The 16,906-nt window shown below is 74.5% G+C and carries 16 protein-coding genes; 6 read left to right on the top strand and 10 right to left on the bottom strand.

Annotated elements, in window-relative coordinates:
* Window positions 1-42: 42 nt before the first annotated feature.
* Together CP967_RS28505 and CP967_RS28500 are read right to left on the bottom strand one after the other, a co-directional pair.
* Window positions 43-1,599 (bottom strand): MFS transporter, encoded by a 1,557-nt coding sequence (locus tag CP967_RS28505; RefSeq protein WP_150490721.1) that lies wholly within the window; start codon window positions 1,597-1,599, stop codon window positions 43-45.
* Complete coding sequence (locus CP967_RS28500; protein ID WP_150490720.1) at window positions 1,596-2,147, bottom strand: TetR/AcrR family transcriptional regulator; 552 nt, start codon at window positions 2,145-2,147, stop codon at window positions 1,596-1,598. The genes CP967_RS28505 and CP967_RS28500 overlap by 4 nt, the downstream gene beginning before the upstream one ends.
* A gap of 229 nt (window positions 2,148-2,376) precedes the next feature.
* On the opposite strand from CP967_RS28500, the gene CP967_RS28495 reads away from it, so the two are divergent.
* Window positions 2,377-2,886, top strand: a complete 510-nt coding sequence (locus CP967_RS28495) for an HAD domain-containing protein (protein WP_150490719.1) — start codon at window positions 2,377-2,379, stop codon at window positions 2,884-2,886.
* Window positions 2,887-2,896: 10 nt separating this feature from the next.
* Here the strand turns inward: CP967_RS28495 and CP967_RS28490 are convergent, their stop codons facing one another.
* Window positions 2,897-3,868, bottom strand: coding sequence for an aldo/keto reductase (locus CP967_RS28490; protein ID WP_150490718.1), 972 nt, complete (start codon window positions 3,866-3,868; stop codon window positions 2,897-2,899).
* Window positions 3,869-3,953: 85 nt separating this feature from the next.
* The gene (gene argH, locus CP967_RS28485) at window positions 3,954-5,387 is read right to left on the bottom strand and encodes an argininosuccinate lyase (protein WP_150490717.1); all 1,434 of its coding nucleotides are present in this window, start codon (window positions 5,385-5,387) and stop codon (window positions 3,954-3,956) included.
* A gap of 234 nt (window positions 5,388-5,621) precedes the next feature.
* Here argH and CP967_RS28480 point away from each other — a divergent pair, with 234 nt between their 5' ends.
* The gene (locus tag CP967_RS28480; RefSeq protein ID WP_150490716.1) at window positions 5,622-6,221 is read left to right on the top strand and encodes a pyridoxamine 5'-phosphate oxidase family protein; all 600 of its coding nucleotides are present in this window, start codon (window positions 5,622-5,624) and stop codon (window positions 6,219-6,221) included.
* Window positions 6,222-6,342: 121 nt separating this feature from the next.
* On the opposite strand, the gene CP967_RS28475 is transcribed toward CP967_RS28480, so the two are convergent.
* Genes CP967_RS28475 through argC form a run of 5 tightly spaced genes read right to left on the bottom strand, consistent with a single transcriptional unit; the run spans window position 6,343 to window position 11,269 of the window.
* A complete protein-coding gene (locus CP967_RS28475) occupies window positions 6,343-6,879 on the bottom strand; it encodes an arginine repressor (protein ID WP_150490715.1) in 537 nt (178 codons plus the stop codon).
* 25 nt (window positions 6,880-6,904) lie between these two features.
* Window positions 6,905-8,101, bottom strand: a complete 1,197-nt coding sequence (locus CP967_RS28470; protein ID WP_150490714.1) for an acetylornithine transaminase — start codon at window positions 8,099-8,101, stop codon at window positions 6,905-6,907.
* The gene (gene argB, locus CP967_RS28465; RefSeq protein WP_150490713.1) at window positions 8,098-9,042 is read right to left on the bottom strand and encodes an acetylglutamate kinase; all 945 of its coding nucleotides are present in this window, start codon (window positions 9,040-9,042) and stop codon (window positions 8,098-8,100) included. Before argB ends, CP967_RS28470 begins: the two co-directional genes overlap by 4 nt.
* A complete protein-coding gene (gene argJ / locus CP967_RS28460) occupies window positions 9,039-10,193 on the bottom strand; it encodes a bifunctional glutamate N-acetyltransferase/amino-acid acetyltransferase ArgJ (protein ID WP_150490712.1) in 1,155 nt (384 codons plus the stop codon). Before argJ ends, argB begins: the two co-directional genes overlap by 4 nt.
* Before the next feature lie 47 nt (window positions 10,194-10,240).
* Window positions 10,241-11,269 (bottom strand): N-acetyl-gamma-glutamyl-phosphate reductase, encoded by a 1,029-nt coding sequence (argC, locus tag CP967_RS28455; protein ID WP_150490711.1) that lies wholly within the window; start codon window positions 11,267-11,269, stop codon window positions 10,241-10,243.
* A 207-nt stretch (window positions 11,270-11,476) separates the two neighbouring features.
* Between argC and CP967_RS28450 the strand changes: the two genes are divergently transcribed.
* Window positions 11,477-12,898 (top strand): hypothetical protein, encoded by a 1,422-nt coding sequence (locus CP967_RS28450; protein ID WP_373300375.1) that lies wholly within the window; start codon window positions 11,477-11,479, stop codon window positions 12,896-12,898.
* 45 nt (window positions 12,899-12,943) lie between these two features.
* Here CP967_RS28450 and CP967_RS28445 read toward each other — a convergent pair whose 3' ends face one another.
* Window positions 12,944-13,351 carry a DUF5997 family protein gene (locus CP967_RS28445; protein ID WP_150490710.1) on the bottom strand — a complete coding sequence of 136 codons (408 nt, stop codon included), beginning with the start codon at window positions 13,349-13,351 and terminating at the stop codon, window positions 12,944-12,946.
* Window positions 13,352-13,467: 116 nt separating this feature from the next.
* On the opposite strand from CP967_RS28445, the gene CP967_RS28440 reads away from it, so the two are divergent.
* The 3 genes from CP967_RS28440 to CP967_RS28430 all read left to right on the top strand — a co-directional run bounded on the left by CP967_RS28440 (window position 13,468) and on the right by CP967_RS28430 (window position 16,682).
* A complete protein-coding gene (locus tag CP967_RS28440) occupies window positions 13,468-14,331 on the top strand; it encodes a LysR family substrate-binding domain-containing protein (protein WP_150490709.1) in 864 nt (287 codons plus the stop codon).
* 238 nt (window positions 14,332-14,569) lie between these two features.
* Window positions 14,570-15,529 carry an alpha/beta hydrolase gene (locus CP967_RS28435; RefSeq protein ID WP_150490708.1) on the top strand — a complete coding sequence of 320 codons (960 nt, stop codon included), beginning with the start codon at window positions 14,570-14,572 and terminating at the stop codon, window positions 15,527-15,529.
* Window positions 15,522-16,682, top strand: a complete 1,161-nt coding sequence (locus tag CP967_RS28430; RefSeq protein WP_150490707.1) for an acyltransferase family protein — start codon at window positions 15,522-15,524, stop codon at window positions 16,680-16,682. The genes CP967_RS28435 and CP967_RS28430 overlap by 8 nt, the downstream gene beginning before the upstream one ends.
* The last annotated feature ends 224 nt before the right edge of the window (window positions 16,683-16,906 follow it).

The following is a 16,906-nucleotide window of genomic DNA, read 5'->3' as shown; positions in this document are numbered from 1 at the left end:
CCTCACCCGCGTCCGGGGCCGTCTCCGCCCGCCGGGCGCCGGTCAGCCGTGGGCGTCGGCGCCCTCCTCCAGCTCCTGGCCGCGCAGCAGGAACCAGGCGGCGACGGCGGTCGCCAGCAGAACGGCCGCCGAGACGCCGGCCGCGGTGCCGAGTCCGTCGACGAACGCCTTCTGCGCGGCGGAGAGCAGGGCGTGCGCCTGGTCCGGCGGCAGCGCGTGGGAGGCTTCCACGGCACCGCCGAGCGACTCGTGCGCGGCGGCCGAGACCGGCGCGGGGACGCCGCCGGGGGTGGCGAAGCCCTGGTACACCCCGGTGACGACGGAACCGAGCAGGGCGATGCCGAGTGCCGCGCCGAGCTCGTAGGCGGTCTCGGAGACGGCGGAGGCGGAGCCGGCGTGTTCCTTGGGGACGCTGGAGAGGATCACGTCGGCGGTGACGGTGAAGGAGAAGCCCGCGCCCGTACCGACGATCAGCAGCACCGCCCCGAGCATCGGGTAGCCGGTCTCCTGGTGGACGAGGGTGACCAGGGCGAGGGCCGCCCCGATCGCCGCGAGCCCGCCGGTGACCACCACGCGTACCGAGAGGCGGCGGGCCGCCCTGCCCGCCAGCAGTCCGGCGGCCACCGCGCCGACGGCGGCGGGCAGTTCGGCGAGGCCGGCCTCCAGCGGGCTGCGTCCCTGGACCAGTTGCAGGAACTGAGAGAGGAAGAAGATCAGGCCGGACAGGCCGAGGATGGTCAGGAGGTCCGCCAGGACGGCGCCCGAGAAACCCCGGTGGCGGAAGAGCGCCATGTCCAGCAGCGGTGCGGGCAGGCGGAACTGCCGGCGTACGAACCAGGTGAGCGCGAGCACACCGCCGGCGGCCGCGACGGCTACGCCCCAGCCCGCCCCGTGGGCCGCCAGTTCCTTGACGGCGTAGACGACGCCGATCATGCCGACGAGGGAGAGCAGCACACTGAGCAGGTCCCAGGGGCCGGGGGCCGGGTTCTTCGACTCGGGGATCAGCTTGACGCCGACGAGGACGAGGACCGCCATGACCGGCAGGTTGATCAGGAAGACCGAGCCCCACCAGAAGTGTTCGAGCAGCACTCCGCCGACGACGGGACCGACCGCCGCGCCGGCGGAGGCCATGGCGCCCCAGATGCCGATGGCGAGACTGCGTTCGCGCGGGTCGTGGAAGAGGTTGCGGATGAGGGCCAGGGTGGACGGCATGAGGGTGGCGCCGGCGACCCCGAGCAGGGCACGGGCCGCGATCATCATCTCGGGGCCGGTGGCGTAGGCGTTCAGCACGGAGACCGCGCCGAAGGCAACGGCACCGGTCAGCAGGAGTTTCTTGCGGCCGATCCGGTCGCCCAGGCTGCCCATGGAGACCAGGAGCCCGGCGATGACGAAGGAGTAGACGTCACCGATCCACAGCAGCTGGGTGCCGGTCGGTTCGAGGTCCTCGCTGAGGAACGGGGTCGCGAGACCGAGCACGGTGGCGTCGACCGCGACCAGCAGCACGGCGAGGGCGAGGACGGCGAGGGCGACCCACCGCCCCGGGGGCCGGAGGCCGTCCGCGGGGGCGGACTGCTGTCGGGGGATGCGGGCGGTGCTCATTTCTCCACGCTCCGGCGCGCTCCGCCGAGCAGCAACTCGGTGATCATGTACGAGAAGTCCTGCCGGGCGACCCTGCCCGTCTGTACGGCCCACGCGCCGGACGCGATGAGCGCGTACAGCGCCTCTGCCAGCCAGGCGGGGGTGAGGTCGATGCGGAACTCGCCGCGCTCCTGCCCGTGCCGGAAGAAGGCGGCGATACGGGCGTCGAGCCGGTCCCAGCCCTCGTTCACCTGGTCGCCCTCGAAGAGCTGGTTCTCGGCGACCAGGAAGGACAGCAGCCCGGCGGAGGGCTCCAGGGCGGCGACCAGCCGCCGCAGCCCGTCCTCGGCGCGGCCCTCGTCCAGGGCCGCCGCGTCCAGCGCGGCGTCGAACTCCTGGATGCCGAGTTCCTCCAGCGCCCCGACCAGGGCGTCCCGGCCCGCGAAGTGGCGGTGCAGGGTGGCCCGGCCGATGCCGGCGGCCCTGGCCACCTCGTCCATCGTCGCGGTGGATCTACGGGACAGCAGGGCGGCGGCACTGCGCAGTACCTGCTCACGGTCGAACGTCATGAGACGACACTAACCCATTTGAGACACCAATGTCTCACTCCTTCAGGGCGGACGCGGCGGACGCGTCACGACACGGCGGATACACCGTGGCACAGCGGACACACCGCGACATGGCGGACACACCGCGGCCTGGCGGACACAGCCCGGCACGGTGGCCGGATACCGCCCGCGTCCGCCCGCCGCGCGTTAATTCCCAACGGCGCAAGGCCGTCGCGGGCACCATGGCGCCATGAAGCCGCTGCTGCTGATCGACGTCGACGGTCCGCTCAACCCGTACGCGGCGCTCTCCCGCCGCACCGCCCCGGAGGGCTATCGCCGCCACCTCATGCGGCCGACCGGATGGACGGCGGGGCCCGCCCTGCCGGTGCTGCTCGACCCGGGCCACGGCGGCGAGCTGCTGAACCTCGCCGACCGGTACGAACTGGTCTGGGCCACCACGTGGAAGGAGGAGGCCAACGAGTGGATCGGCCCGCATCTGGGGCTGCCGCCGCTGCCGTTCGTCGACTGGCCCGAGATGCACCTGGCCACCGGGGACGGGACGTACTGGAAGACGCGGCACGTCGTCACGTACGCCGGGGGCAGGCCGTTCGCCTGGATCGACGACGAGATCACCGACCGCGACACGGCCTGGGTGGCCGCGCATCATCCCGGGCGGGCGCTACTGCGCCGGATCGACCCCGGGGTGGGGCTGGTGGCCGGGGACTTCACCGCCCTGGCCGGCTGGGCCGCCGCCGGGTGACGGGGCGGACTCAGTTCCAGGGCAGGCCGGAGCGGTACCGCCAGTAGGCCTCGGGCTCCTCCACCAGGGCACTCAGCCGGTCCGTGACGGCCTCGCCGAGGTCGGGGACGAGGGCGTGCAGGTTGCCGGCGAGCTGGCCGGCGGTGGCGGCCCCGGACAGGACGACGCCGGCCCACGGCCGGCTCAGGACGAACGCCAGGGCGACGGCGTCGGCGCCCGTTCCGGCCTCGGCGGCGATCTCCTGGAGCACCGCGGGCGCCTCGGGCGCCGCGAGCCGGCCGTTGGCCATGGCCTCTTTGACGATGACGGTGACCCCTGCGTCGTGGGCCTCGGCGAGCGCCCGCTCCGCCGAGGTCTCCAGGACGTTGTAGGTGGCCTGGACGGTACGGAAGAGGGGCTCGCCGTCCACGGTGACCGCGAGGGCGGCACGGATGGTGTCGGCCTGGGCGGGGCCGCTGACGGAGAGGCCGGCGGTGACGCCCCGGTCCGCGAGGCCGGCCAGCCGTGCGTGCAGCTCCCGGTCGCCGAGGGCCGGGCTCTCGGGGGTGACCGAGTGGATCTGGTAGAGGTCGATCCGGTCGCCGAGGAGTGCGGTGCTCTCGGCGAGCTGGCGTTCGAAGGCGGCGAGGCTGTGGTCCTTGACCTCGTGCTCCCCCGCCTCGGTGCTCCAGCCGCCGGTGTAGGTGTAGCCCCACTTGCTGCCCACGACGACATCGGTCGCGTCCGGGCGGGCGGCGAGCCATCCGGCGAGGAACTCCTCGGAACGGCCGTAGGAGCGCGCCACGTCGACGTAGCGGACGCCCTGCGCGTACGCGGCGTCCAGGAGTTCGCGGGTCCGCTCCCGCAGCGCCTCCTCCCCGCGTCCGGCGGGGAGGTCGCGGTCCCGGTGCGGGGTGATGTAGGCGGGGCGGCCGACCGCGGCCAGGCCCAGCCCGATGCGGGCGGTCGGGGTGGTCGCTCGGGCCAGACGGGCGAAAGGCATCGCGGGCTCCTCCGGTCGGTGCGGGCACCGGGGCCCTCCGCCCGGAGGGCCCCGCCCGTCCAACGTAGCCCGCGACGCCCCGGGGTCAGCCGCGGGCGGCCGCCCAGGCGTGCTGTGTCACCAGGTCGGCCTTCACCTCGGCGAGCTGGACGGCGACGGCGGACGGTGCCGTGCCGCCGCGGCCGTCGCGGGAGGCCAGGGCGCCGGGGACGTCGAGCACGGTGCGCACCTCGGGGGTGAGGTGTTCGGAGATCTTCGCGAACTGGTCGTCCGTCAGCTGGTCCAGCTCGATGCCCTCCTGCTCGCAGACCTTCACGCACTCGCCGGCGACCTCGTGGGCGACCCGGAAGGGCACGCCCTGCCGGACGAGCCATTCGGCGATGTCGGTGGCGAGCGAGAACCCGGCCGGGGCCAGCTCCTCCATGCGCTCGCGGTTGACGGTGAGGGTGGCCATCATCCCGGTGAAGGCGGGCAGCAGGACCTCCAGCTGGTCCAGGGAGTCGAAGACCGGCTCCTTGTCCTCCTGGAGGTCGCGGTTGTACGCGAGGGGGAGCGCCTTGAGCGTCGCCATCAGGCCGGTCAGGTTGCCGATGAGCCGGCCCGACTTGCCTCGGGCCAGCTCGGCGATGTCCGGGTTCTTCTTCTGCGGCATGATCGAGGAGCCGGTGGAGAAGGCGTCGTGGAGGGTGACGAAGGAGAACTCCTTCGTGTTCCAGATGATGATCTCCTCGGCGATCCGGGAGAGGTTGACGCCGATCATCGCGGTGATGAACGCGAACTCCGCGACGAAGTCCCGGGAGGCGGTGCCGTCGATGGAGTTGGCGACGGAGCCGCGCTCGAAGCCGAGGTCGGCGGCGACGGCCTCCGGGTCCAGTCCGAGCGACGATCCGGCCAGCGCGCCGGAGCCGTAGGGGGACACGGCGGTCCGCTCGTCCCACTGCCGCAGCCGCTCGGCGTCCCGGGAGAGGGACTGGACGTGCGCCAGGACGTGGTGGGCGAAGAGCACGGGCTGGGCGTGCTGGAGGTGGGTACGTCCGGGCATGGCCACGTCCGGGTGCGCCTCGGCCAAGCCGACCAGCGCGTCCTGGAGTTCGGCGATCAGCCCGCCGATGATCCGGGCGTGGTCGCGCAGGTACATCCGGAAGAGCGTGGCGACCTGGTCGTTACGGGACCGGCCGGCCCGCAGCTTGCCGCCGAGGTCGGGGCCCAGCCGCTCCAGCAGGCCGCGCTCCAGCGCGGTGTGCACGTCCTCGTCCGCGAGGGTGCCGGTGAACGACCCGTCGGCGACGGCCGCCTCCAGCTCGTCGAGTCCGGCGATCATGCGGGTCAGCTCGTCCTCGGTGAGCAGCCCCGCCTTGCTGAGCACGCGCGCGTGGGCGCGGGAGCCGGCGATGTCGTACGGCGCGAGCCGCCAGTCGAAGTGGACGGAGGCGGACAGCCTGGCCAGCGCCTCGGCCGGGCCGTCGGCGAAACGGCCGCCCCAGAGGCGTACGTCGCTGTTGCCGGTGCCGTTGCTCACTGCGTGCTCCTCGGGAGTGCAAGGGGGTCTGTGCGTCCGCCGCACGGCGCGATCACGAACAGGCATAACTATGCAGTGGTCCGTATGGATTGTCAAAGACGCCGATGAGACCGCACGCTCCCCGGCCCGCGCCCGCCCGGGTTCGTCCGCGCCCGCTTGTGCCCGCCCGCGTCCGTCCGCACCCGCCCTCGTAAATACCGGGTCGCCCCGCGCGATCCGCACAAGAATGCGTCCATGGGAAAGACATACGAACGCATCGACGGCCGGCTCCGGACCTTCATCGAGGAGCAGCCGCTGTTCTTCACCGCGACGGCGCCGCTGGACGGCGACGGCACGGTCAACCTCTCCCCCAAGGGTGTCCGCGGTTCGTTCGCGGTGCTGGACGAACGGACTGTGGCCTACCTCGACTTCGCCGGCAGCAACGCCGAGACCATCGCCCATCTGCGGGAGAACGGCCGCATCACGCTGATGTGGTGCGCCTTCCAGGGGCCGCCGAACATCGTCCGGGTGCACGGCCGGGGCGAGCCGGTCTTCCGTGACGATCCGCGCTTCCCCGCGCTGCTCGGCCGCTTCCCGGGGGTGGACCCCGTTCCGCACGGGCTGCGGGCGGTCATCGTGGTGACCGCCGGACTGATCAGGGACACCTGCGGGTACGCCGTGCCGTTCATGACGTACGACGAGGACCGCTCGCTGCACGCCGACCGGTTCCGGCGCGAGGACGACGGGAGCCTGAGCGCCTACTTCGAGAAGAAGCCGGACGTCCCCACGAGCATCGACGGGCTGCCCGGACTCCCGCTGCCACTGCCCGGGATGCCGGCCCTCCGGGCCGACTGAGCCGCCCCGGGGGCACTCCTGGGGGCGCCCCGGGAGGCCGGTGCGGGGCGCCGCGGGGCCGCCCCGCACACCGCGGCCGGACCGTCCCCGGTCCGGCCGCGGTCCGGGCTCCGCCGTCCTGTCAGCGGTCGTTCTGCGCCAGCCGCAGCAGGTGGTCGGCCAGCGCCTGGCCGCCGTTCGGGTCACGGCTGATCAGCATCAGGGTGTCGTCCCCGGCGATCGTCCCGAGGATCGCGCTCAGCTCGGCCTGGTCGATGGCCGAGGCGAGGAACTGGGCGGCGCCGGGCGGTGTGCGCAGCACCACCAGGTTGGCGGACGCCTCCGCGGAGATGAGCAGTTCCGCGGAGAGGCGACGCATCCGCTCCTCCTTCGCCGACTCGCCGAGCGGAGCCTGCGGGGTACGGAAGCCGCCCTCGCTCGGTACCGCGTAGATCAGCTCACCACCGGTGTTGCGGATCTTCACCGCGCCGAGCTCGTCCAGGTCGCGCGAGAGCGTGGCCTGGGTGACGCTCAGCCCGTCGTCGGACAGCAGTCGCGCCAACTGGCTCTGCGAGCGCACCGGTTGGCGGTTCAGGATGTCCACGATCCTGCGGTGGCGCGCCGTGCGGGTCTGCGGCACCGACGGCCCGCCGTGCTCGGTGTCGTGCGCATCGGTCATCGTCGTCGCCTCATTCTCCGGGTGGTCACTGGCCGGGGCGTCCGTCCCCCTGGGCCGCGTCGAGGGCCGCCGGCAGGATCCGCAGGAACGTGTCCGCCTCCGCGTCGCCGATGATCAGCGGCGGCATGAGCCGTACGACGTCGGGTGCGGGCGCGTTCACCAGGAGGCCGGCTTCCTGGGCCGCCCGCTGCACCTGCGGTGCGAGGGGCCCGGTGAGCACGATACCCAGCAGCAGCCCGGAGCCGCGGACGTGGTCGACCAGGGGGTGGCCCAGTCCCTCGACGCCCTCCCTGATCTTCTCACCGAGCCGCTTGACGCGGTCCAGGGCCCCGTCGGCGGCCAGGGTGTCCAGGACGGCGAGGCCGGCGGCGCAGGCGACCGGGTTCCCGCCGAACGTGGTGCCGTGCTGGCCGGGCTTCAGCAGGTCCGCCGCCGCGCCGAACGCGATGGTCGCGCCGATCGGCAGTCCGCCGCCCAGCCCCTTGGCCAGGGTCATCACGTCCGGCTCGACACCCTGGTGGGCCTGGTGCTCGAACCAGTGGCCCGTACGGCCGATACCGGTCTGCACCTCGTCCAGGACGAGCAGGGTGCCGGTGGCCCGGGTGATCTCCCGGGCCGCCTCCAGGTAGCCCCCGGGCGGGACGACCACGCCGTTCTCGCCCTGCATGGGCTCGATGACCAGCAGCGCGGTGTCGGTGGTCACGGCGGCCCGGAGCGCCTCGGTGTCCCCGTACGGCACATGGGTGACGTCGCCGGGCAGCGGCAGGAAGGGGTCGCGCTTCGCCGGCTGGCCGGTCAGGGCGAGGGCGCCCATGGTCCGGCCGTGGAAACCGCCGTCGGTGGCGACCATGCGGGTGCGTCCGGTGAGCCGGCCGATCTTGAAGGCTGCCTCGTTGGCCTCGGCCCCGGAGTTGGAGAAGAAGACCCGTCCGGTGCGGCCGGACAGCTGGAGCAGCCGTTCGGCGAGCGCGACGGGCGGCTCCGCGGCGAACAGGTTGGAGACGTGGCCGAGGGAGGCGATCTGCGTGGAGACGGCCTTGACGACGGCCGGGTGGGCGTGGCCGAGGGCGTTGACCGCGATACCGCCGACGAAGTCGAGGTACTCGGTGCCGTCGGCGTCCCACACCTTCGCTCCGGCGCCGCGGGCCAGGGCCAGCCGCGGGGTGCCGTAGTTGTCCATCAGGGCGTCCCGCCACCGCCGGGCGGTCTCCTCGTTGCTCATGACTCCCCCTGCTGTGTGTGGTGTGCGTGGTGGGCGGACCGCTCCTGCCGCGGGCCGTCGGGGACGACCATCGTGCCGACGCCCTCGTCGGTGAAGATCTCCAGCAGGATCGAGTGGTGGACCCGGCCGTCGATGACGCGGGCGGTCTCCACCCCGTTGCGTACGGCGTGCAGGCAGCCCTGCATCTTGGGGACCATGCCGCTGGACAGGTCGGGCAGCAGCTTCTCCAGCTCGGTGGCGGTGAGCCGGCTGATCACGTCGTCGCTGTGGGGCCAGTCCTCGTAGAGGCCCTCGACGTCGGTGAGGACCATCAGGGTCTCGGCCCCGAGCGCGGCGGCGAGCGCGGCGGCCGCGGTGTCGGCGTTGACGTTGTAGACGTGGTTGTCCTCGGCGGAGCGGGCGATGGAGGAGACGACCGGGATCCGGCCGTCGTCCAGCAGCGCCTGGATGGCCCCGGTATCGATGTCGGTGATCTCGCCGACGCGTCCGATGTCCACGGCCTCGCCGTCGATCACGGGCCGGTGCTGGACGGCGGTGATGGTGTGGGCGTCCTCGCCGGTCATACCGACGGCGAGCGGCCCGTGCTGGTTGAGCAGGCCGACCAGCTCGCGCTGGACCTGCCCGGCCAGCACCATCCGTACGACGTCCATCGCCTCGGGCGTGGTGACGCGCAGCCCCGCCTTGAACTCGCTGACCAGGCCCTGTTTGTCGAGCTGGGCACTGATCTGCGGGCCGCCGCCGTGCACGACGACCGGCTTGAGCCCGGCGTGCCGCAGGAAGACGACGTCCTGGGCGAAGGCGGCCTTCAGCTCCTCGTCGATCATGGCGTTGCCGCCGAACTTGATGACGACGGTCTTGCCGTTGTGCCGGGTCAGCCAGGGCAGGGCCTCGATGAGGATCTGGGCCTTCGGCAGCGCGGTGTGCTTCCTCGCGGCGCTCATGAGCTGTACGCGCTGTTCTCGTGGACGTACTCGGCGGTCAGGTCGTTGGCCCAGATGACGGCGGACTCGCCGCCGGCGGCGAGGTCCGCGGTGATCCGGACCTCCCGGTAGCGCATGTCGACCAGGTCGCGGTCCTCGCCGACGCTGCCGTCCTTGCAGACCCAGACGCCGTTGATGGCGACGTTCAGCCGGTCCGGGTCGAAGGCGGCCGCCGTGGTGCCGATGGCGGACAGGACGCGGCCCCAGTTGGGGTCCTCGCCGTGGATCGCGCACTTGAGCAGGTTGTTGCGGGCGATGCTGCGGCCCACCTCGACGGCGTCGTCCTCGTCGGCGGCGTTGATCACCTCGATCCGGATGTCCTTGGAGGCGCCTTCGGCGTCGCCGATCAGCTGCCGGGCGAGGTCGGCGCAGACGCTCTGCACGGCCTGCCCGAACTCGTCCTTCGCGGGGGTGATCCCTGACGCGCCGGAGGCGAGCAGCAGCACCGTGTCGTTGGTGGACATGCAGCCGTCGGAGTCGACCCGGTCGAAGGTGGTGCGGGTCGCCTCGCGCAGCGCGGTGTCCAGCATGGCGGAGTCGGCGTCGGCGTCGGTGGTCAGCACGACGAGCATGGTGGCGAGACCGGGGGCGAGCATGCCGGCGCCCTTGGCCATCCCGCCGACGCTCCAGCCCTCGCCGCCGGCGACGGCCGTCTTGTGGACGGTGTCGGTGGTCTTGATGGCGATGGCGGCCTTCTCGCCGCCGTGCTCGCTGAGCGCCGCGGCGGCCTGCTCGATCCCGGGCAGCAGCTTGTCCATCGGGAGCCTGATGCCGATCAGCCCGGTGGAGGCGATGGCGATCTCACCGGCGCTGTGGCCGGGCAGCACCTCGGCGGCCTTCTCGGCGGTGGCGTGGGTGTCCTGGAAGCCCAGCGGGCCGGTACAGGCGTTGGCGCCACCGGAGTTGAGGACGACGGCGGTGACCTCGCCGCCCTTGAGGACCTGCTGCGACCAGAGGACGGGCGCGGCCTTCACGCGGTTGGAGGTGAAGACGCCGGCCGCGGCGCGCCGGGGCCCGTTGTTGACCACCAGGGCCAGGTCCGGGTTCCCGTTCTCCTTGATCCCGGCGGCGATGCCCGCCGCCGTGAATCCTTTCGCTGCCGTGACGCTCACTGCATCTCCTCGTTGGCTTCCGCTTCCGTGCCGCGCCCCTGCGTCGCTCACGGTGCGACCCCGACGGTGGAAAGGCCCGTCTCCTCGGCGAGTCCGAGGGCGATGTTCATGCTCTGCAGGGCGCCGGACGCCGTGCCCTTGGCCAGGTTGTCGATGGCGCCGATCACGATGATCCGGCCGGCCGCCTCGTCGTGGGCGACCTGGATCTGGACCGCGTTGGAGCCGTACACCGCGGCGGTGGAGGGCCACCGGCCCTCCGGCAGCAGGTCGACGAACGGCTCGTCGGCGTAGGCCTTCCCGTACGCGGCGCGCAGGGCCCCGGCGTCGACGCCCGGCTTCGCCTTCGCGCTGCACGTGGCGAGGATGCCGCGGGGCATCGGCGCGAGGGTCGGGGTGAACGACACGGTGACGGGCTCCCCCGCGACGGCGCTCAGGTTCTGGACCATCTCGGGCGTGTGCCGGTGGGTCCCGCCGACGCCGTACGGCGACATGTTCCCCATGACCTCGGAGCCGAGCAGGTGCGGCTTGGCGGCCTTGCCGGCGCCGGAGGTGCCGGACGCGGCGACGACGACGGCCTCCGCCTCGGCGAGCCCGGCCGCGTACGCCGGGAAGAGGGCGAGCGACACGGCGGTCGGGTAGCAGCCCGGCACGGCGATCCGCCTGGTGCCCCGGAGGGCGTCGCGGGCGCCGGGGAGTTCGGGCAGGCCGTAGGGCCAGGTGCCGGCGTGCGGGGAACCGTAGAACTTCTCCCAGTCGGCGGCGTCCCTCAGCCGGAAGTCGGCCCCCATGTCGACCACCAGCACCTCCTCGCCCAGCTGCTCGGCGACGGCGGCGGACTGCCCGTGCGGCAGCGCCAGGAACACGACGTCGTGCCCCGCCAGCACCTCGGCGGTGGTCGGCTCCAGCACCCGGCCGGCCAGCGGCCGCAGGTGCGGCTGGAGCGCGCCCAGCTCCTGGCCGGCGCTGGAGTGGGCGGTGAGGGCGCCGATCTCGACCTGGGGATGTCCGAGGAGCAGGCGCAGCAGCTCACCGCCGGCGTATCCGCTCGCCCCTGCCACTGCCGCACGTACCACCATCGGAACCCTCCTCGTTGATGGCATGACTATACGCAGAGATGCACGTTTATGCAAAGGTGTACGGGGTTCCGGCGGGCGCGGGACCCCCGCGGGCGGGCGCGGCCCCGGCCGGCTGCCCCCGGTGCCGGAGGGGCCTCCTCCGCACACCCGCGCGGCCTACGATCGCCCGGTACGGCCGGAAGGCGGCCGGGCCGGGAGGGGGCGGGGATGCGCGGGGAGCCCGGGGGCGGGACAGGAGCCGCGGTGCGGCTCGCGGGAGGTGCGCCGCTTCGCGGCACCCTCGATGTCACCGATCCCGGTGACTGGCTCGCCCTGGACGCGGGGGTGCGCCAGGTGGCCTGGTACGACTCGCGGTCCCTGCCGGAGTGGGGGCTCTCCGGCCCGCTGCCCGCCGCTCCGGCGGAGCTCGACGAACCCCGGCTCGCGCTCGCCCTCTGCCACCGCGACGGGCGGATCCGCCAGGAGGCGGTGTGCCGGGCGGCCCGGTACCCCGGTCTGCTGCCGTTGGTCGTGGTCCGCTGCGCCGACTGGGCCGGGCCCGTGCGCGAGCACGCCCGGCGGCTGCTGCGCGAGGCCCTGGACGCGGATGCCGCCGCCGGCCTCGCGCCGCTGGTCCTGCGCGTCGGCCACCGGGACAGGGGCGCCTTCGGCGTGGAGGTGCTCGGGGAGGTCCTGCGCCGGGCGTCCGGCGGGCAGCTCGCGCCCTTCCTCTCCTCCCCCGACCGCGCCGTACGCCGTTTCGCCTGGCGGTCGGCCGTCGACGGCCTGCGGTTCCGCCCCGCCGAACTGGCCCGCGCGGCCGCTCTGGACGAGGACACCCTGGTCCAGGACCTGTGTGCCACGGCGGCGCTCACGGCCCTGTGCGACGAGGAGGCGTACGAGGAGGTACTGCCGCTCCTGCTGGCCGCGCGCAACCCGCGCGCCCGCTCGGCCGGTGTGACCGCGCTGCGGCGGGCGGGGCGGCCGGAGCGGGCAGAACCGTTCCTCGGCGACCGGTCCGCCCTGGTGCGCGCGTGCGCCCGGTACGTCGTACGGCAGCACGGGGGTGATCCGGTGGCCTGGTACCGGCGGCGGTGCGCGGCACCGGAGGCCCCCGGTCCGCCGCCCGGTGCGGTCATCGGGCTGGCCGAGTGCGGGGACCGCGCGGACGCCGGGCTGCTGTGGCCGCTGCTCGCGCACCCGGTGGCCGGGGTCCGTGCGCGGGCGGTGGCAGGACTGCGGGCGCTGGACCGCGTGGACGCGGACCGCCTGCTGCCGCTTCTCGACGACCCCGCCCCCGGTGTCGTGGGCGAGACCGCCGCGGCCCTGCTGCCGTCGGCGAAGGAGCTGCCCGCCGGCCGGCTGCTGGAGCTCACCGGCTCCGAGCGGCCCCGGCACCTCCGGAGCGCCGCGCTGCGGCTGCTCGTCGCGCACGGCGGGATCATGGCGCTGCGTGCGGCGGTGGGAATGCTGGAGGACCCGGACGTGGAACTGCGGACCCGGGCGGGGCAGACAGTCCAGCAGTGGCGCCCCTCGTCGGTGGAGCGGCACCACGCCGCGGAGGTGGGGGAACTGCTCGACCGGAGCCGGCACCTCTTCAGCGACTACGTCCTGCGGCGGCGCAAGTGGGAGGCCGGGGCGGACGGCTGAGTCCGCCCCGGGGCCGCGACGCGCGGGCCGGCCGGGGCGGGCGCGTCAGGAGCGGCCGTCCCCGTCCGCCTGCGCGGCACGGGCCGCGTTGCGCTCCTTGATGCGTACGGCCTCCTTGCGGACCTCGGCCTGGATGGCGCGCTCCTTCTGCAGCCACTCCGGGCCGTCCTGCTTCAGCGCGTCGATCTGCTCGGTCGTGAGCGGCTCGGTGACGCCGCCGCGGGCCAGGCCGGCGATGGAGACGCCCAGCTTGGAGGCGACCACCGGGCGGGGGTGCGGGCCGTTGCGCCGCAGCTCCTGGAGCCAGGCCGGCGGGTCGGACTGCAGGGCGTTCAGCTCGGCACGCGAGACGACGCCCTCCTGGAACTCCGCGGGGGTGGCTTCGAGGTACACACCCAGTTTCTTCGCCGCGGTGGCGGGCTTCATGGTCTGGGTGCTCTGGTGCGACGTCATGGGTCAAGGGTAACGAGCGTGTGCGGGCCCTTCGACCACGCCGGGGACGGCGGCGTCCCTGCTCCGGGGCCGGGCGCGGTCCGCGGGCGGGGTCCCGGGGCCGGTAGCCTTGCGGGGTGACAGGCTCGGAAGTACCCCCGTCGTTCCGGCTCGCCTACGTCCCGGGCGTGACCCCCGCCAAGTGGGTGCGGATCTGGAACGAGCGGCTGCCCGGTGTCCCGCTGACCCTGGTGGCCGTGGCCGCCGCCGACGCGGCCGGTCTGCTGCGGCGCGGCGAGGCCGACGCGGGCTTCCTGCGGCTGCCGGTGGACCGTACGGAACTCAGCGCGATCCCCCTCTACACCGAGACGACCGTGGTCGTGATCCCCAAGGACCATGTCGCCGCCGCCGCCGAGGAGCTGTCGGTGGCGGACCTGGCCGAGGAGATCGTGCTGCATCCGCTCGACGACACCCTCGACTGGGAACGGCCGCCCGGCCGGCCCGCCTTCGAGCGGCCCGCCACGACACCCGACGCGGTCGAGCTGGTGGCGGCGGGGGTGGGGCTGCTCGTCGTACCGCAGTCCCTGGCGCGGCTGTACCACCGCAAGGACCTCACCTACCGGCCGCTGGCCGGGGCGGCGGAGGGGTCCGCCGGGGAGCCGGGACCGGAGGACGGGCAGGGGCCCGGGGTCCCCGGGTCCCGGGTGGCCCTCTCCTGGCCGGAGGAGAGGACCACGGACCTGGTGGAGGAGTTCATCGGGATCGTGCGCGGGCGCACCGTCAACAGCACCCGGGGCCCGCAGAAGCCGGCGGCCCGGCAGCAGAAGTCCGCCGAGCGCTCCGGACGCAAGGACGGCGGTGCCTCCCGCAAGGCCGGGCCGGCTTCGGGCAAGGGCGGTTCGGGTTCCCGGGGCGGTGCGCGGTCCCAGGGCGGTGCGCGGTCCCAGGGCGGCAAGGGGAAGAGCACCGGCCGGGGCGGGAAGCCGCGCCGCCGGCCGTAGAGCGGGCCGCCGGCCGCGGGCGGCGCCGCGGCGTCCAGCCGGCAGGCCGGGCCGCACCACGTCTCGCGGGCGGTCCGGGCCGCACCACGCCTCCCCCGGGCGGCCCCGGCCGCACCCCCTACCCGTCATACTCCGGAGCTACGCCCAGGGTCCACTCTCCGGCGGGACGCCGACGAGGGGACCCGCTCCATAGCTTTCGTACCGGATTCACCACCCGCCCGGTACGGAAGGACCTTCCATGGCGTCCCGCCCACGCACCCGTCGTCTGCGCCGCGCCCTGCTCGCCGTGCTCGTCACCGCGTCCGTGGCGCTGCCGGTGTCGGGGGCCGCGCGCCCCTCGGCGGTGCCGGCGCCCGCGCCCGCCGCCCGTGCCCCGCTGAGCGCCACGACGCCCGCCGCGCTGGGCGCGCGGTACGCCGCCGTCCGTGAGGACGTGCTGGCCGCGCAGCGGGCCGCGGCCGGGCACGGCGACCGGCGCAGGGCGGAGGGCCTGCGGGCCATGGCCGCGCCGGAGCGCCGCTTCCTGGCCTTCGACGGGCGCGACGGCGGCCGGACGGCGGAGGTCTTCGGCGAACTGGCCGGGGCCCGGCGCATCGCCGTACTGGTGCCGGGTGCCGGGGTCGACCTCGACCACTACGGGCGGCTGCGGCGTGGCGCGGAGGCGCTCGCCGCCGAGCTGGGCGGCGGATCCGCCGTCGTCGCGTGGCTGGGGTACCGCACCCCCGCCACCGTGAGCCCGGCCGCGGCGACCCCCGGGCGGGCACGGGAAGCGGCCCCGCGGCTGGCCTCCTTCGTACGGGAGCTGAGCGCCGCGGCGGAGCCCGGGGCGCGCGTCTCGCTGCTCTGCCACTCCTACGGTTCGGTGGTGTGCGCCCATGGCGCGCGCGGGCTCGACGTGGCGGACATCGTGCTGTACGGCAGTCCGGGCACCGGGGTGGCCGGCGCGGCGGAGCTGCGCACCACCGCGGCCGTCCACGCGGGCCGGAGCAGTGGCGACTGGATCGCGCACGTCCCGCATCTGGCGCTGGAACTGCCGTTCGCCACGGTCGGGTTCGGGACCGATCCCGTGTCGGCGGAGTTCGGTGCGGAGGTCTTCGACGCGGGGGACGGCGGCCACAGCGACTATCTGGCACCGGGTTCGGTCCCGCTGCGGGCCATCGCCCGGATCGTCGCCGGGACGGAGGACGGGCGTGCGTGACCTGGTCCGGCGTGTCGAGGCGGCGACCCCGAAGGACCGCGACCGGGCGGTCGACGCGCTGCGCGCCTTCGCCATCCTGGGCGTGGTGTGCGGCCACTGGCTGGTGACGGCGCTGGTCGCGGACAGCGGCACCCTGCGCGGGGCGAGCCCGCTGCGGTACATGCCCGCTCTCACCCCGGTCTCCTGGGTGTTCCAGACGCTCGCGGTGTTCTTCCTGGTGGGCGGGCTGGTGGGGGCCCGGGGGTACGCCTCGGCGCGGGCGCGGGGCGAGTCGTACGGGCGCTGGCTGCGGACCCGGACGGCCCGGCTGTTCCGCCCGGTCGTGGTGGTCCTGGCCGTGTGGGCGGTGGCGGCCGGGGTGATGCTGGCCTCCGGGGTGGACGAGGGCACGGTCCGGACGCTGGGCAAGCTGGTGTGGTCGCCGCTGTGGTTCCTGCTGGTCTTCGCGGTGCTGACGGCGGCGACCCCGCTGGTGGCGCGGCTGCATCCGCTGTGGCCGCTGGCGGTGGTGCTGCACGTCGACGTGTTCCGGCTGGGGCTGGACGGTCCGGCGTGGACCGGGTGGATCAACGTGGCCGCGGGCTGGCTGGTGCCGTACTGCCTGGGGGCCGCCTGGGCGCGGGGCGGGCTGCGTGACCGCCGTACCGGGTGGGCGCTGCTGGCCGGCGGCGCGGCGGCCGCGGCGGGGCTGGTGCTGTTCGCGGGTTACCCCGCCTCCATGGTCGGGGTGCCGGGCGGTGAACTGTCCAACCTGGACCCGCCCTCGCTCGCCGCGGTGGCCTTCGGGCTGGCCCAGTGCGGGGGTGCTCTGCTGCTGCTCGGTCCGCTGCGGCGGCTGCTGGCGCGGCCGGCCGTCTGGACGGCGGTGGCGCTGACGAACCTGTCGGCGATGACGATATTCCTGTGGCACCAGACGGCGATGATCACGGCCACCTGTGCCGTCCTGTTCCTGGCAGGCCCGGTGCCCGGTCTGCACACCGTGCCCGACGGCTCCGGCTGGGTGCTCGCCCGGCCGGCCTGGCTGCCGGTGTTCGCGGCGGTGCTGCTGGTGTGCCGGGCGGCCTTCGGGGCGTACGAGCGGTCCGGCGCCGGCCGTTCGGCGGTCGTACGGGCCGGCTCCCCTGCCCGGCCCTCGGCGCCGCACCGCGTCTGAGGGCGGGCCCGGGAGCCCCGGGGAGAGCCTGGGCCGGCCGTCATGACGGGGACGGGGGAGCTCGCCGCACGCACGGGACGGCGGCGGGCGGCGGGTGACGGGCGGCGGGTGACGGGCGGCGGGCGGCGGGCGGCGGGCCGGCCGAGGATCTCCGGATCCTGGTCGGACCGGTCCCGCGCGACCGGACGCAGGCGGCGGTGTACGCGTACGGGACGGGGCCGGTG

It is taken from the genome of Streptomyces nitrosporeus (genome assembly GCF_008704555.1).
Lineage (GTDB): Bacteria > Actinomycetota > Actinomycetes > Streptomycetales > Streptomycetaceae > Streptomyces > Streptomyces nitrosporeus.
Note: the sequence above shows the minus strand (reverse complement) of the source record. Positions and strands in the feature narration are given on the sequence as shown.